General features: G+C 74.8%; 13 protein-coding genes. 1 reads left to right on the forward strand and 12 read right to left on the reverse strand.

Annotation, left to right across the window (positions count from 1 at the left end):
* Positions 1–109 precede the first annotated feature (109 nt).
* The 10 genes from ACRYR2_RS24325 to smc all read right to left on the reverse strand — a co-directional run bounded on the left by ACRYR2_RS24325 (position 110) and on the right by smc (position 13066).
* Positions 110–349 (reverse strand): RNA-binding protein, encoded by a 240-nt coding sequence (locus tag ACRYR2_RS24325; RefSeq protein WP_432565539.1) that lies wholly within the window; start codon positions 347–349, stop codon positions 110–112.
* 4 nt (positions 350–353) lie between these two features.
* Complete coding sequence (rpsP, locus tag ACRYR2_RS24330) at positions 354–740, reverse strand: 30S ribosomal protein S16 (RefSeq protein WP_432565541.1); 387 nt, start codon at positions 738–740, stop codon at positions 354–356.
* A gap of 141 nt (positions 741–881) precedes the next feature.
* Positions 882–1955, reverse strand: coding sequence for an amidohydrolase family protein (locus tag ACRYR2_RS24335; RefSeq protein WP_432565561.1), 1074 nt, complete (start codon positions 1953–1955; stop codon positions 882–884).
* Between the two features lie 2 nt (positions 1956–1957).
* A complete protein-coding gene (gene ffh / locus ACRYR2_RS24340) occupies positions 1958–3529 on the reverse strand; it encodes a signal recognition particle protein (RefSeq protein WP_432565543.1) in 1572 nt (523 codons plus the stop codon).
* 39 nt (positions 3530–3568) lie between these two features.
* Complete coding sequence (locus ACRYR2_RS24345; protein WP_432565563.1) at positions 3569–5932, reverse strand: [protein-PII] uridylyltransferase; 2364 nt, start codon at positions 5930–5932, stop codon at positions 3569–3571.
* A 72-nt stretch (positions 5933–6004) separates the two neighbouring features.
* The gene (locus ACRYR2_RS24350) at positions 6005–6343 is read right to left on the reverse strand and encodes a P-II family nitrogen regulator (RefSeq protein WP_432565545.1); all 339 of its coding nucleotides are present in this window, start codon (positions 6341–6343) and stop codon (positions 6005–6007) included.
* Positions 6340–7674: an ammonium transporter gene (locus ACRYR2_RS24355; protein ID WP_432565547.1), complete on the reverse strand. Its 1335-nt coding sequence runs from the start codon at positions 7672–7674 to the stop codon at positions 6340–6342. Before ACRYR2_RS24355 ends, ACRYR2_RS24350 begins: the two co-directional genes overlap by 4 nt.
* Positions 7675–7908: 234 nt before the next feature.
* Positions 7909–9084 (reverse strand): signal recognition particle-docking protein FtsY, encoded by a 1176-nt coding sequence (gene ftsY, locus ACRYR2_RS24360; RefSeq protein ID WP_432565549.1) that lies wholly within the window; start codon positions 9082–9084, stop codon positions 7909–7911.
* A gap of 71 nt (positions 9085–9155) precedes the next feature.
* On the reverse strand, positions 9156–9401 hold the full coding sequence (locus tag ACRYR2_RS24365; protein WP_432565551.1) for a hypothetical protein: 246 nt from the start codon (positions 9399–9401) through the stop codon (positions 9156–9158).
* A 95-nt stretch (positions 9402–9496) separates the two neighbouring features.
* Positions 9497–13066 (reverse strand): chromosome segregation protein SMC, encoded by a 3570-nt coding sequence (gene smc / locus ACRYR2_RS24370; protein ID WP_432565553.1) that lies wholly within the window; start codon positions 13064–13066, stop codon positions 9497–9499.
* Positions 13067–13234: 168 nt separating this feature from the next.
* Here smc and ACRYR2_RS24375 point away from each other — a divergent pair, with 168 nt between their 5' ends.
* On the forward strand, positions 13235–14578 hold the full coding sequence (locus ACRYR2_RS24375) for a multidrug effflux MFS transporter (RefSeq protein WP_432565555.1): 1344 nt from the start codon (positions 13235–13237) through the stop codon (positions 14576–14578).
* Here ACRYR2_RS24375 and ACRYR2_RS24380 read toward each other — a convergent pair.
* Positions 14575–14853, reverse strand: a complete 279-nt coding sequence (locus ACRYR2_RS24380) for an acylphosphatase (RefSeq protein ID WP_432565557.1) — start codon at positions 14851–14853, stop codon at positions 14575–14577. The genes ACRYR2_RS24375 and ACRYR2_RS24380 overlap by 4 nt on opposite strands.
* Positions 14854–14867: 14 nt before the next feature.
* Complete coding sequence (locus ACRYR2_RS24385; protein WP_432565559.1) at positions 14868–15329, reverse strand: hypothetical protein; 462 nt, start codon at positions 15327–15329, stop codon at positions 14868–14870.
* Positions 15330–15578 lie beyond the last annotated feature (249 nt).

Here is a 15578-nt window from a genome sequence, read left to right on the forward strand (position 1 = left end):
CCCCCCCCCCCCCCCCCCCCCCCCCCCCCCGCCCCCCCCCCCCCCCCCCCCCGCCCCCCCCCCCCCCCCCCCCCCCCCCCCCCCCCCCGCTCCCGGGAACTGCTGGTGCTCAGCGCCGGTCGACGTCGACGAGGTCGACGCGGACCTGCTTGCCGCCGGCGAGCGCACCGACGACGGTGCGCAGCGCCTTGGCCGTGCGCCCGGCCCGGCCGATGACCCGGCCCAGGTCCTCCGGGTTCACGCGCACCTCGAGCAGCGCACCGCGACGCGACGTCTTCGACGTCACCTTCACGTCGTCGGGGTGCCCGACGATGCCGCGCACGAGGTGCTCGAGGGCGTCGGCGAGCACGAGGTCAGGACTCCTGCGCCGGGGTCTCCGCCTCGGCGGCGGGGGCCTCGGGGGTCTTGGCGACGCCGCCGGCGGGGATGCGCGGGGGCTTGGTGTTGGCGGCCGGGACCCGGTAGGTGCCCTCGGCGCCCGGCAGGCCCTTGAACTTCTGCCAGTCACCCGTGACCTTCAGCAGCGCGGCGACCTGCTCGGTCGGCTGCGCGCCGACACCGAGCCAGTACTGCACGCGCTCGGACTTGACCTCGATGGTCGAGGGGTCGGTCATCGGGTTGTACAGGCCGACCTCTTCGATCGCCCGGCCGTCGCGCTTGCTGCGCGAGTCGGCGACGACGATGCGGTAGAACGGCGCGCGGATCTGGCCCATGCGCTTGAGGCGAATCTTGACAGCCACGGTGTGGGGTGTCTCCCGGTTCTGGAATGGTCGAGCGGACACCGCCCGGTGTGGGGACGCCGGATGGTGGTGCTCATGGACGCGCGCGTCCCGGGTGAGAGGGTCCCTGGACGCACGAGTGCCCGACCATCATGCCAGAGGTCAGGCCCCGGCCACGACGCGACCGCGCAGCACGACACGCGGCCGGCGCAGCACCCCGAGGTCGGCGCGCGGGTCCCCGTCGAGCACCAGCAGGTCGGCGCTGGCCCCCTCCTCCAGCCCGGGGTGCCCCAGCCACCGCCGCGCCGCCCACGTCCCCGCGTCCAGCGCCGCCGTCCGCGACAACCCGGCCGCGACGAGTTCGGACAGCTCGTCGACGACCAGCCCGTGCGGCAGGACGCTGCCGGCGTCGGTCCCGGCGAACACCGGCACCCCGGCCTCGTGCAGCGCGGCGACGTTCTCGTACCGGCGCGCGTGCAAGGCGCGCATGTGCGCCGCGTACGTCGGGAACTTCGGCTCCCCGCGGTCGGCGATCCCCGGGAAGGTCGCGATGTTGACCAGCGTGGGGACGACCGCGACCCCCGCCGCGGCCAGCCGCGGCAGCACCTCGGCCGGCAGTCCCGTCCCGTGCTCGATCCCGTCGACACCTGCCGCCAGGAGGTCCTCCACGCCCTGGGCACCGAACTGGTGCACGGTCACCCGCGCCCCGAGCTCGTGGGCCGCCGCCACCCCGGCGGCCAGGACGTCGGCCGGCCAGCAGGGCGCGAGGTCACCGGTGGAGCGGTCGATCCAGTCACCCACGAGCTTGACCCAGCCGTCGCCGCGCCGCGCCTGGACGCGGACGTGCTCGACGAGGTCCTCGGGTTCGATCTCGTGGGCCAGTCCGCGCAGGTAGCGCCGGGTGCGGGCCAGGTGCCGGCCGGCGCGCACGATGCGCGGCAGGTCCTCGCGCTCGTCGATCCAGCGCGTCTGCGAGGCCGATCCGGCGTCGCGCAGCAGCAGGGCCCCGGCGTTCCGGTCGGTCAGGGCCTGGGCTTCGGAGACGTCGTCCTCGACGCGCCCGTGCGGTCCGATGCCGACGTGGCAGTGGGCGTCGACCAGGCCCGGCAGCACCCACCCGGCCAGCGTGGTGGCCGCGCCGGCGGGCTTCGTGAACGTCAGCCGTCCGCCGACGATCCAGGCCTGCCCGGCCACCTGGTCCGGGCCGACGAGGAGCGGCCCGGACAGGTGGAGGATCGTCACTTGCCGCCGAGGTACTTGTCGAAGCCCTTGGGCAGGTTCAGGTCGCCGGGGTCGAAGCCCTTCGACGGGTCGGGCAGCCCGAACGCCGACCCCGGCTGCGAGGCGGCGCGTTCGGCGGCGGCCTGCTGCTCCTGGGCGCGCTTGGCGGGGTTGCCGCTCTTGCCCTTCTTGCTCTTGGCCGCGGCCTGGCGGGCCTTCTGCTTCTTCGACGCCCCGCCCCCGACGCCGGGCATGCCCGGGATGCCCGGCAGACCGCCACCGCCGAGGCCGTTCTTGAGCGAGCGCATCATCTTCTGCGCCTGCCCGAACCGCTCGAGCATGTCGTTGACCGAGGAGACGCTCTGCCCGCAGCCGGCGGCGACGCGGGCGCGGCGCGAGCCGTTCATGATGCGCGGCTGACGGCGCTCCAGGGGGGTCATCGAGCGGACCATCGCCTCGATCCGGTCGAACTCGCGCTCGTCGAAGGCGTCGAGCTGCTGACGCATCTGCGCCATGCCCGGCAGCATGCCGAGCATCTTCTTCAGCGAGCCCATGTTCCGGACCGCCTGCAGCTGCTGCAGGAAGTCGTCGAGGGTGAAGTCCTCGTCGGCGGCGAACTTGGCCGCCATGGCCTGCGCCTGCTCGGCGTCGAAGGCCCTCTCGGCCTGCTCGATGAGCGACAGGACGTCGCCCATGTCCAGGATGCGCGAGGCCATCCGGTCGGGGTGGAAGGGCTCGAAGTCGTCGAGCTTCTCGCCGGTGGAGGCGAACATCACCGGCTGGCCGGTCACGTGCCGCACCGACAGCGCCGCACCACCGCGCGCGTCACCGTCGAGCTTGGTCAGCACGACCCCGTCGAACCCGACGCCGTCGCGGAACGCCTCGGCGGTGGCCACGGCGTCCTGGCCGATCATCGCGTCGAGGACGAACAGCACCTCGTCCGGCTGCACGGCCTGCCGGATGTCGATGGCCTGCTGCATCATCTCGGCGTCCACACCGGTGCGGCCGGCGGTGTCGACCACGACGACGTCGTAGTGGTTGCGCCTGGCGTGCTCGATGCCGCGCTCGGCGACCGAGACCGGGTCGCCCACCCCGTTGCCCGGTTCGGGCGCGAAGACGTCGACGCCGGCGCGCTCACCGGTGATCTGCAGCTGGTTGACGGCGTTGGGGCGCTGCAGGTCGCAGGCCACCAGCAGCGGCCGGTTGCCGTTGCTCTTCAGCCAGCGGCCGAGCTTGCCGGCCAGCGTCGTCTTCCCGGCGCCCTGCAGACCGGCGAGCATGATGACCGTCGGCGCGGTCTTGGCGAACCGCAGCCGGCGGGTCTCGCCGCCGAGGATGCCGACGAGCTCCTCGTTGACGATCTTGACGACCTGCTGGGCCGGGTTGAGGTGCCCGATGACCTCCGCGCCGGTCGCGCGCTCGCGGATGCGGGTGGTGAAGTCCCGCACGACGGGCAGCGCGACGTCGGCGTCGAGCAGCGCCCGGCGGATCTCCCGCACGGTCGCGTCGACGTCGGCCTCGGACAGCCGCCCCTTGCCGCGCAGCGACTTGAACGTGGCGGTGAGACGGTCGGAGAGCGTGGCGAACACGGAGTACAGACTAACCGCGCACCGCAGCGGTTCCCGCGTCTAGCCGGGCTCCGCCGCGTCCGACAGCGCCTGGATCGCCATCGCCACCCGTGGCGGGCTCAACCGCTCCCCCGACGGCTCGGCGAGGTAGAGCACGTCGACGGCCTGCGCCGCGTAGGTGGCCACGTGCGCGGAGCGGATGTCGATGCCCTCGACGGCCAGCGCGCGGCCCAGGGCGTGCAGCAGACCGGGCCGGTCGGCGGCGCGGACCTCCAGGACGGTGGCGCGGTCGCTGGCGCCGGGCAGGATCACGACGCGCGGGTGGGCGACCAGGGAGCGGTGGCCCCCCGCGGGACGGGGGGTCTGCGCGTCGCGGGCCGCGAGCCGGTCCAGCAGTGCGACGTCCCCGCCGACGATGCGGTCCAGGCTCTGCCGCAGCAGGTCCGCCGACGGGGCGTCCCCCGCGGGTGCCTCCACCCACCACGAGTCCACGGCCACCCCGTCGAGGGTGCGGACCAGCGCCGAGCGCACCAGGAACCGGTGACCGGCCAGCAACCCGGCCAGGTCGGCGAACAGCCCCGTCCGGTCCGGGGTGACGACGGTGACGACGAAGAACCCGTCGACCTCGCGCACGCCGACGCGGGTCTGCCCGTCGGCGGCGACGGCCCGGGCCAGGGCCTGCTCGGAGGCGTCGAACGGCGCCGGGCCGGGCGCCTCCTCCCCCGCCAGCGACTTGGTGGCGCGCCCGACGAGGTCGTCGACGAGGCGGGCCCGCCACGGCGACCAGGCCGCGGGCCCGGCGGCGCGGGCGTCGGCCTCGGTCAGGGCGCGCAGCAGCCGCAGGGTCTCCTGCCGGCCGTCGACGGCCGCGACGAGCGCGGCGACGGTCTGCGGGTCGTCGGGGTCGCGGCGGGTGGCCAGGTCCACGAGGGTGAGGTGCTCGGCGACCAGCCGCCGCACCACCTCCACGTCGTCGGGCTCGAGTCCGACGCGCGCGGCCACGGCGCGGGCCAGCGGTGCCCCGGTGCGCGAGTGGTCGTGCGCGCCGGGCAGCTTGCCGAGGTCGTGGGTCAGGGCGGCCAGCAGCAGCAGGTCGGGACGTTCCACCTCGCGCAGGAACGGGGACGCGTTCACCGCCGTCTCGATGAGGTGCCGGTCCACGGTCCAGCGGTGGACGGCGTTGCGCTGGGGGCGGTTGCGGATCGCCGTCCACTCCGGGATCCACCGCTCGACCAGGCCCACGAGGTCGAGGGACTCCCACACCGGCACCTGCGCGGGCCCGGCCGCCAGCAGTTCCAGCAGGGCCTCGCGGGCCGAGGCCGGCCAGGGCTCCGGCAGCGGCGGGCAGGTGGCGACCAGGTGCTCCAGGGTCACCGGCGACAGCGGCAGCCCGGCGCGCACGGCCGTCGCGGCGGCCCGCAGCGGCAGGACGGGGTCCTCGGCCGGGCTCACCCCGGCGCCCAGGACCACCTCGCCGTCGTGCTCGACGAGGCCGTGACCCAGCGAGCGCAGCCGGGGTCGCCTGCCCTGGGCGCGGAAGCGGCGGGTCGGCATCGACTGGCGGGCGCGTCGGGTGGTGAGGTCGACGGCCGCGGAGATGGTGCGCGCGGCCTGGGCGATCGCGGCGAGCATCAGGTCGGCGTCGGCGTACCCGCAGACGACGGCGGTGGCGTCCTGCTCGGGCAGGACCAGCCGGTCGCCGGGGCGGCCCGAGGAGGTCTGCAGGCCGTCACGCACGTCGAGCAGGACGGTGTGGGCCTCGTCGACCGCGCCGTGCGGGCGGTCGGTGAGCCAGCTGGCGGCCAGCGCGCGCAGGGTGATCGCGTCGCGCAGCCCGCCGCGGGCCTCCTTGAGGTCGGGTTCGAGCAGGTAGGCCAGCTCGCCGAAGCGGGCCGAGCGTTCGGCGAGGGCGTCGAGGACCTGGGGAAGGCGCCGCCGGGCGCCGCTGCGCCAGTCGTCGAGCAGGTGCCCGCGGGTGCGGGCGACGAGCCCGCCGTCGCCGGCGAGCACGCGCAGGTCGAGCAGTCCGGTGGCCGCGGCGAGGTCGGAGGCGGCGACCTCGCGGCACTCCTTGGCGGTGCGCACGGAGTGGTCCAGCCGCAGGCCCTGGTCCCACAGCGGGTACCAGATGCGCTCGGCCAGGGCCGCGACGTCGTCGTGGCCCAGGCGGCGGCCGTCGTGCAGCAGCACCAGGTCGACGTCGCTGGCCGGTCCGCAGTCGCGTCGGGCCAGGGAGCCGACGCAGGCCAGCGCCACTCCGGACCCCTCGCCGAGGGGTTCGGGACCGAGCGGCTCGGCGGCCCGGTCCCACACGTCGCGCAACCGGGACTCCACGAGCTGGACCAGCTCGGCGCGGCGGTGCGGGCCGGGTCGTCCGGCCCGCACCGCCAGTGCGAGTCGCTCGGTGCGCAGGTCGGCGCTCAGCGCCGACCTGCCACGGGAGCGTTCACCAGTGCTGCTCTCCTCGTCTTGTCGGTCTTGTCGGTCTCGTCGGCCTCAGAGCGCGTCGGGGCCGTGCTCGCCCGTGCGCACCCGGACGACGTCGTCGACCGGCTGGGACCAGACCTTGCCGTCCCCGATGCGCCCGGTCTGGGCGCTCTTGACGACCACCTCGACGACGTCGTGGGCGTCCACGTCGTCCACGAGGACCTCGATGCGGACCTTGGGCACCAGGTCCACGGTGTACTCCGCGCCCCGGTAGACCTCGGTGTGACCGCGCTGCCGGCCGTAGCCGGAGGCCTCCGAGATCGTCAGGCCCTGGATGCCGTAGGCCTCCAGCGCGGCCTTGACGTCGTCGAGCTTGTGCGGTTTGACGATGGCGGTGATGAGCTTCATGCGGACACCTCCGTGGTTCCGGACGAGTGACGGGCGTCGGTCGGGCGGGCCGGGGAGCCGGCGACGCGGCCGCCGCCTCCGGTGAGGGTGCCCCAGTCGTAGCCGGACTCGGCGTGGACGACCTGGTCGATGCCGGCCACCTCGTCCTCGGCGTCGATGCGGAAGCCCATCGTCTTCTGGATGACGGTGCCGATGATCCAGGTCGCGACGAAGGAGAAGACCATGACCGCGACCGCGGAGTAGAGCTGGATCCACAGCTGGCCCGCGCCGCCGCCGTAGAAGAGGCCGTCCACGCCGGCCGGGGCGTCGGCGGTGGCGAACAAGCCGATGGCCAGGGTGCCCCAGAGCCCGCCGACGAGGTGGACGCCGACGACGTCGAGGGAGTCGTCGTAGCCCAGCTTGTACTTCAGGCCGACGGCCAGGGCGCACAGCACGCCGGCGATCACACCGACGACGATCGAGGTGACGGGGTTCAGCGAGGAGCAGGCCGGGGTGATGGCGACCAGACCGGCGACGGCGCCCGAGGCACCGCCCAGGGAGGTGGCGTGCCCGTCGCGGATCTTCTCGGTGAGCAGCCAGCCCAGGATGGCGGCGGAGGTGGCGGCCAGGGTGTTGACCCAGGCGACGGCGGCGGTGCCGTTGGCGGCCGTGGCCGACCCGGCGTTGAACCCGAACCAGCCGAACCACAGCAGACCGGCGCCGAGCATGACCAGGGGCAGGTTGTGCGGGCGCATCGGCTCGCGGCCGAAGCCGCGGCGCTTGCCCAGGACCAGGGCCAGCGCCAGGCCCGCGGCACCGGCGTTGATGTGGATCGCGGTGCCCCCGGCGAAGTCGATCGCACCGGCGCCGGCGATCCAGCCGCCGACCTCGGAGACGACCTCGTCGAAGGAGAACACCCAGTGGGCGACGGGGAAGTAGACGACGGTCGCCCAGACGCCGGCGAAGACCATCCACGCACCGAACTTGGCGCGGTCGGCGATGGCGCCGGAGATCAGGGCCACGGCGATGATCGCGAAGACCGACTGGAAGGCCACGAAGGCCATGGCGGGCAGGGTGCCGACGAGGTGGTCCTCGCCCAGCAGGCCGGTGAGGCCGAAGTACTCGAACGGGTCACCGAGCAACCCGCCCCCGACGTCGTTCCCGAACGCCATGGAGAAGCCGTACAGCACCCACAGCACCCCGATCAGGGCCATGGCGCCGAAGCTCATCATCATCATGTTCAGGACGCTCTTCGCGCGGACCATGCCGCCGTAGAAGAGTGCGAGACCGGGGGTCATCAGCAGCACGAGGGCTGCCGAGGTCAGGACCCAAGCGGTGTCACCGGTATCCATGGGCAACAGGGCCTTCCACGAGGCCGGCGGGGCCGGCGAGGGGCGGGACGCCGCGTGCTGGGCGGCGGGGAGCGGGTCAACCGTGGCGTCCGCGCGTTACAGGCCGTCGCGCCGCGTGTTTCGTGTTCGTGACGGGGGCGCCCCTCGTGTGAACTTCACGTAACACGCGGCTGGAAGATCACCGTCGTCGCCCCACCGTGACCACGGCGTCACCGCCCTGCGTCCCTCCCTGGCTCAGGACAGCAGCGCGTCCACGAACGCCTCGGGCTCGAACGGCGCGAGGTCGTCGGCCCCCTCGCCCAGGCCGACCAGCTTGACCGGCACCCCGAGCGAACGCTGCACGGCCACGACGATCCCGCCCTTGGCCGTGCCGTCCAGCTTGGTCAGCACGATCCCGGTGACGTCGACGACCTCGGAGAACACGGCGGCCTGGCGCAGGCCGTTCTGGCCCGTGGTGGCGTCCAGGACGAGCAGCACCTCGTCGACCGGGCCGTGCCGCTCGACGACGCGCTTGACCTTGCCCAGCTCGTCCATCAGCCCGACCTTGTTCTGCAACCGGCCGGCGGTGTCGACGATCACCACGTCGACCTCGGCCTCGATGCCCTGCTTGACGGCGTCGAAGGCGACCGCGGCCGGATCGGCGCCGTCGCGCTCGGAACGCACGGTCGGCACGCCGACCCGGTCGCCCCAGGTGGCCAGCTGCTCGGCGGCGGCGGCGCGGAAGGTGTCGGCGGCGCCGAGCACGACGTCCTTGTCGTCGGCGACCAGGACGCGGGCGAGCTTGCCCACCGTCGTCGTCTTCCCGGTCCCGTTGACACCGACGACCATGATCACCGCGGGCCGGCCGTCGTGCCGGTCGGTCCTCAGGGCGCGGTCGACGTCGGGGCCGACGGCCTTGAGCAGTTCCTCCTTGAGCAGATCCCGCAGGTGCTCGGGGTCGCGGGTGCCCAGGACCTTCACCCGCTCGCGCAGCGCGTCGACGATCTCGGTCGTCGGGCCGAAGCCGATGTCGGCCAGCAGCAGGGTCTCCTCGACCTCCTCCCACGTGGCCTCGTCGAGGGTGTCGCGCGAGAGCAGGGCCAGCAGTCCCTGACCCAGGGCGGAGTTGGAGCGGGCGAGGCGCTCGCGCAGCCGGACGAGCCGGCCCAGGACCGGGGCGGGCTTCTCGAGGGTGGGGCCTTCGGGGAGCGCGACGTCCTGCACCGTGCGCGTGGCGCTGTCGCGCGGGACCTCGGCGTCGTCGCCGACCCCCGGCAGGTGCTCCTCACCGGAGGACAGACCGGACTGCCGTCCCGGGCGGGGCGGGAGCGTGCGGCGGCGCCGGCGCGGCCGGACGAGGCCCACGACGGCGCCCACGCCCGCGAGGGCGATGACGACGACGAGGCCGATGACGATCTCGAGGGTTTCCACGAGCCCCGATCCTCCCAGACCCGCCGCGGCCCACCCGTCAGCGGAGTGGGGTGGTCAGCGGAGCGAGCCGGTCAGCGCGCGCGGGCGGTGCGGCGCTCGTCGCCGGCGCTGCGGCGCTGGGCCTCCAGGCGGTCGGCGATCTGCCGGGCGGCGCGCTCGCGGTGGTGCCGCACGACGGGCACGACGCGGCCGGCCCAGGCGTCGAGGCGGGCGATGAGCCGGCTGCCCCGACGGCGCATGGGCGGCGCAGCGACCGACAGGAGCACGGCGAGGGCCAGGCCCACCACGAGCGCGAACGTCACCAGCAAGGTCGTCACCACGCGATCCACTCTGCCCCGCGCGTCACGCGCTCACCACTCAACACACGGCGTCGTTGCCACGCCGTGACCGAACGCTCACCGCAGCGTCACCGTCAGGCCGGCTGGGCGTCCCGCAACCGCTGGCTGACCACGGTGCTGACCCCGTCGCCGCGCATCGTCACGCCGTAGAGGGCGTCGGCGATCTGCATCGTGCGCTTCTGGTGCGTGATGATGATCAGCTGGCTGTTGGCGCGCAGTTCCTCGAACAGCGTGATGAGCCGCGACAGGTTCGAGTCGTCGAGCGCGGCCTCCACCTCGTCGAGGACGTAGAAAGGGCTGGGGCGTGCGCGGAAGATCGAGACCAGCATGGCGACCGCGGCCAGCGAGCGTTCTCCGCCGGACAGCAGCGACAGGCGCTTGACCTTCTTGCCCGCCGGGCGCGCCTCGACCTCGATGCCCGTCGTCAGCATGTTCGCCGGATCGGTCAGGACGAGGCGGCCCTCACCGCCGGGGAACAGCCGCGGGAACACCTCCTCGTACTGCTGGGCGACCTCGGCGAACGCCTCGGAGAACACCCGCTCGACGCGCTCGTCGACCTCCTTGACGATGTCCAGCAGGTCCTTGCGGGAGTTCTTGAGGTCGTCGGACTGGGTGACGAGGAACTGGTGGCGTTCCTCCATCGCCGCGTACTCCTCCAGCGCCAGCGGGTTGACCTGGCCCAGCTGGGACAGCGCGCGCTCGGCCGAGCGACGGCGCTTGTCCTGCTCGCTGCGCACGTAGGGCCTCGGTTCGGGCGGGGTGTCGGGTTCGGGGTCCCCGGGGGCCGGCGGCGACGGCGGGACGAGCTGGTCGGGGCCGAACTCGGCGACCAGGACGTCGGGGTCGGTGCCCAGTTCCTCCAGCGACCGCTGCCGCAACTGGTCGATCCGCCAGCGTTGCTGGGCGCGGGCGACCTCGTCGGCGTGCCGGGTGTCCCCCAGGCGTTGCTGTTCGGTCTTCAGGGACTCCACCGTGCGCCGGGCGCCGGTGACCTCCTCCTCGAACCTGGCCCGCGCGGCCTCGGCGGCCTCCCGCAACCGGGCGGCCTGCGCGGCCGAGGACTCCCAGACCGCGAGCGCCGTGGCGGCTCCGTCGTGCACGCGCGTGGCCACGCGGGACTGCTCGGCGCGCTGGGCGCGGCGGGCGGCGGCACGTTCACGGGCGGCGAGTTCCTCGGCCGCCTGCCGTTGCAGGGAGTCGGCGCGGCCGGCCAGGGCCCGGGCGCGTTCCTCGGCGGTGCGCAGGGTCAGCCGGGCCTCGGTCTCGCTGCGCCCGAACCCGCGGGCGACCTCGGCGAGCCGGTCGCGTTCGTCGGTGGACACGTCGCCGTCGTCGGCGGGCGCGGCGGAGGCGGCCTCGAACCGCTCGGTCAGCTCGGCCAGTTCGGCGCGGTCGGCCTGCAGGCGCTCACCGACCTGCTCGCGCGTCGTCCGCACTCGGTCGGCCTCGGCCGCAGCGGACCGGACGGCCGCGCCCAGCTGCCCGAGCTGCTCGGCCACGGCGTTCATCCGCGCGTCGGAGTCGTGCAGCCGGTCCAGGGCCGCCTCGACGCGTTCGGCGGCCTCGGCGCGAGCGGTCTGGGCCTGCTGGAGGGTGAACTGGGCCCGCTGCGCGCGGTGCTCGGCGGCCGACAGGGCGTCGGTGGCCTCGTCGACGGCGGCCTGCACCTGCAGCAGGCTCGGCGCCGAGGACGATCCACCGGCGGCGACGTGCGCGCCGAGCACGTCGCCGTCCCGGGTGACGGCGACGAGGTCGGGCCGCGATTCGGCGATGCGTCGCGCAGCAGCCAGGTCGTCGACGACGACGACGTCGCCGAGCAGACGGGCCAGGGCCGGGCGCAGTTCGTCGGGCGCCGTGACGAGCGCCAACGCGGCCAGGGAGCCCTCGGGGGCCGCCGGAGGCCGGGTCATCGGCCCCGTGGAGGCGAGCAGCATCCCGGCGCGGCCGGCGTCCTCGGACTTCAGGTGGTCGATGGCGCGGGCGGCGTCGGCCGGGGTGGCCACGGCCACCGCGTCGGCGGCCGACCCCAGCGCGGCGGCGACGGCCTGCTCGTACCCGGCCTGCACGCTGAGCAGCGCCGCGACCGAGCCCAGGACCCCGGACAGCGCCGACCCCGCGGCCAGCAGCGCCCCGGTGCCGTCCTTGCGGGCCAGCCCGATCTCCAGGGCCTCCTTGCGGGCGGCCCAGGCGGCGCGGTCGCGTTCGGCGGCCTGCAGCTCGGCGCGCGCGCTCTCGTGGGCGGCCTCGGCGGCCTCGAGCGCCTCGGCGGCGGCCTCGTGCTCGGCGTCGAGGCCCTCCTCGCCCTCCTCCACGCCGGCGACCTGGGTCTCCAGCGCGGCGAACTCCGTCTGCGCCTGCTCACGACGGGCCTCGGCGTCGGCCAGGGCGCCGGAGAGGCGTTCCAGTTCGGCCTCGGCGGCCTCGACGCGGCTGGTGCGGGCGGCGACCTGCCCGCCGAGCCGGGCCAGTCCCTCGCGGCGGTCGGCGGCGGCGCGCAGCGCGGCGGCGACGCGCTGGTCCTCGGCGCGGGCGGCCTGGTCGGCCTCGGCGCGGGCGGCGAGCACCTCGTCGAGGGCGGCGCGGTGCCTGGCGACCTGCTCGGCGAGGTCGGCCTCCTCGGCGCGGACGCGGTCGGCGAGCGCGGTCAGCTCCTCGGGGTCGCGTCGGCCGGTCTGCTCCTCGGGTTCGCCGGCCAGCAGCCGCAGCCGTTCGGCGGCCAGGGCCTGCACACCGCGCAGCCGTTCGGCCAGCGCGTTCAGCCGGTGGTGGGTCTCCACGGCGCGGGCCAGGTCGGGTGCGGCCGCCGCGGCGGCCTGCTCGGCGGTCTGCAGGCGGGTGGCGGCCTCGATCAGGTCGGCCTCGACCTGGGCCTGGCGCTTCTTCAGCGCGGCCTCGTCGGCCTCGTCGCGCTGCAGCGAACTGCTGGCCTGCACCAGGTCGTCGGCCAGCAGCCGCAGCCGCGCGTCGCGCAGGTCGGCCTGCACGACCTGGGCCCGGCGGGCGGCCTCGGCCTGCCGGCCCAGCGGCTTGAGCTGGCGGCGGATCTCGCTGACCAGGTCGGCGACGCGGGTGAGGTTGGCCTCCATCGCGTCGAGCTTGCGCAGCGCCTTCTCCTTGCGCCGCCGGTGCTTCAGGACGCCGGCAGCTTCCTCGATGAACGCGCGGCGCTCCTCGGGCGAGGCGTGCAGCACCGCGTCGATCTGCCCCTGTCCGACGACGACGTGCATCTCACGGCCGATGCCGGAGTCGGAGAGCAGTTCCTGCACGTCCAGCAACCGGCAGGTCTGCCCGTTGATGGCGTACTCCGAACCACCGGTGCGGAACATCGTCCGGGTGATCGTCACCTCGGCGTACTCGATGGGCAGGGCGCCGTCGGTGTTGTCGATCGTCAGGCTGACCTCGGCGCGGCCGAGCTGGGAACGTCCCTCCGGGCCGGTGGTGCCGGCGAAGATGACGTCCTCCATCTTCCCGCCGCGCAGGCTCTTGGCGCTGCTCTCCCCCATCACCCACGTCAGGGCGTCCAGGACGTTCGACTTGCCGGAACCGTTGGGCCCGACCACGCACGTGATCCCCGGTTCGAGCCGCAGCGTCGTCGCGGAGGCGAACGACTTGAACCCCTTGAGGGTGAGGGTCTTCAGGTGCACGGGTCGAGAGCCTAACGAGGCGGGAGCCCGGATCCGGGAAGGCGAGCCGCCCGGCGCAGCGGGTCATCACGAAGCGGAATATGCGAAACCACGACACGCAAAGCGCTCGGTGGGTGGCGCCGGAGGGTTGTACAACGGTGGAACGTCCCGCCCGCTGGAAGGATCCCCGTGCCGACCCGCTCCACCGGCCGTACCCGACTCGTCCGCTCCGCACGCGCGCGCTCCCGCAAGGGGCTGCTGCCCCAGCCGCGCACCGAGCAGGCCGCGCTGACCACTGCGACCGCCCCGGTGGACGGATCGGGTGAGGTGTCGATCAAGCTGCTGGTGACGCTCGCGCTGCTGTGCGCCATCGGCCCGTTCGCGGTCGACATGTACCTGCCGACCTTCCCCGACCTGGCCACCGACCTGTCGACGTCGGCCTCCCGGGTCCAGCTGACCCTGACGACGTTCATGCTCGGCATGGCCGCCGGTCAGCTCGTCCTGGGTCCGCTCTCCGACCGCCTCGGCCGCCGGCGCCTGCTGCTCCTGGGCACGGCCGTGACGTTCCTGGCCGGCGTGGTGTGCACCCTGACCCCCTCGATCGGCGTCCTGATCGTGGCCCGCCTGGTCCAGGGCGTCGCGGGGGCCGCCGGCGTCGTCATCGGCCGCGCCGTCGTGGCCGACCTGGCGACCGGACGGGCCGCCGCGCGCGCCTTCTCCACCCTCGGCGTCATCGGTGGCGTGGCTCCCGTCGTCGCCCCCCTGCTCGGTGGGCTGGTGGCCGGGCACGGCGGCTGGCGCGGCATCTTCGGCGTCACCGCGCTGGCGGCCCTGGTGATGGTCGTCGCCGCCTACTTCCTCGTGCCGGAGACCCTGCCCCGGGAGCGACGCCACGCCGGCGGGGTGCGCGAGGTCGCCTCGACCGCCCGCCGGGTGCTGTCCCGCCGCGGGTACGTCGGGTACGTCGGGACGCTCGTCCTGGTCTTCGGAACGGTCTTCTCCTACGTCTCGGCCTCCCCGTTCGTCCTGCAGAACGTCGTGGGCCTGTCGGCGGGGACCTACTCGCTCGTGTTCGCCCTGAACGCCGTGGGCATCGCCGTGGGCGGCGCCGTCACGACCCGGATGCTGCGCCGGTACGGCCCGGCGCAGATCCTCACCGCCGGGGTCCTCATCCAGGTGACGTGCGCGGCGGGACTGTTCACGACCGTGCTCGCCTTCGACGCCTGGACCCCCGCCGTCCTGGTCCTGCTGTGGTTCAACGTCTTCAGCGTCGGCCTCGTCTTCGGCAACGCCACGGCGCTCGCGGCCGACGAGGTGCGGTTCGCCTCCGGGATGGGCTCGGCGTTGCAGGGCGCCCTGCAGTTCACGGTCGGCGCGCTGGTCTCCCCGGTCGTCGGCCTGGCCGGGGAGCACTCGGCGGTCCCGATGGTGACGATGATGCTGGGCTGCTCGGGTCTGGCCGCGGTGGTGCTCTTCACCGTCGCCCGCCCCGCCTCACGCCGCCGCGCCGCCGCCGCCGCGGTCGAGGACTAGAGCGTTCGGAACCCCTCGACGCCCTCGGCGGGTCCCCAGTGGTCGGTGACCCGGGTGACCCGCCCGGGGCGTTCGTGCTGCGAGGGGTCGGCGCGCAGGCGGGAGAGCAGCTGCCGCAGCGCCTCCCGCTCCCCCTCGGCGACCACCTCGACGTGCCCGTCGGAGGTGTTCTCGGCGGTGCCGGCCAGGCCGAGGTCCTCGGCCTGGCGCTGGGTCCACCACCGGAAGCCGACGCCCTGGACGCGGCCGGTGACGAGTGCGGTGAGGCGTTCCACGGCCCCAGCCTGCCTCACGTCCGGCGCGCAGCGCCCAGCGCGAGGAGCAGCAGACCGGCCGCGGTCCAGCAGCCCAGGACGGTCAGCGGTCCGGACACGGCGGCGCCCTCGAAGTAGGCGGTGGACCGCAGCAGCTGCCCCGTCGCTCCCGGCGGCAGGTACTGACCGAACGCGCCCCAGCCCACGGGCAGCAGTTCGGGCGCGGTGGCCAGGCCCGACAGCGGGACTCCCAGCAGGACCACCAGCGCAGCCCCGAGCCCCAGCCCCACGTTCCCGCCCAGGTGCCCGAGTCCCAGCAGGGCCAGGCCGACGGCCGCCGATCCGAGGGCCAGGACCGCGGCCACCGCCCACCCGTGGGCCTCGACGGACCCGAAGGGCCAGTGCAGCAACGCCGCGACCGCGCCCCCGATCGCGGCTGCGGCCAGTGCCGTGGTCGCCGCGGCCGTCCACGGCCGGGTGGGCAGCAGGCGGCGCATCGCGACGGCCGGCAGCAGGCCGGCCAGGGCCAGCGGCAGGGCGGCGGCGGCCAGACCCGCACCGCGCGGATCGCCGGCCGGCAGCGGTACGAGGTCCTCGACGGGAACCGTGCTGCCGGTCTGCTGCCCCAGCGCCGGGGGGGGGGGGGGGGGGGGGGGGGGGGGGGGGGGGGGGGGGGGGGGGGGGGGGGGGGGGGGGGGGGGGGGGGGGGGGGGGGGGGGGGGGGGGGGGCGGGTGGCCGCGCTTCG

Source organism: Kineococcus deserti, assembly GCF_050871945.1.
GTDB lineage: Bacteria > Actinomycetota > Actinomycetes > Actinomycetales > Kineococcaceae > Kineococcus.

Coding starts and splice junctions, on each gene's coding strand:
- ACRYR2_RS24385 (WP_432565559.1), bottom strand. CDS start 15,329: ATGCGCCGCCTGCTGCCCACCCGGCCGTGGACGGCCGCGGCGACCACG.
- ACRYR2_RS24350 (WP_432565545.1), bottom strand. CDS start 6,343: ATGAAGCTCATCACCGCCATCGTCAAACCGCACAAGCTCGACGACGTC.
- ACRYR2_RS24355 (WP_432565547.1), bottom strand. CDS start 7,674: ATGGATACCGGTGACACCGCTTGGGTCCTGACCTCGGCAGCCCTCGTG.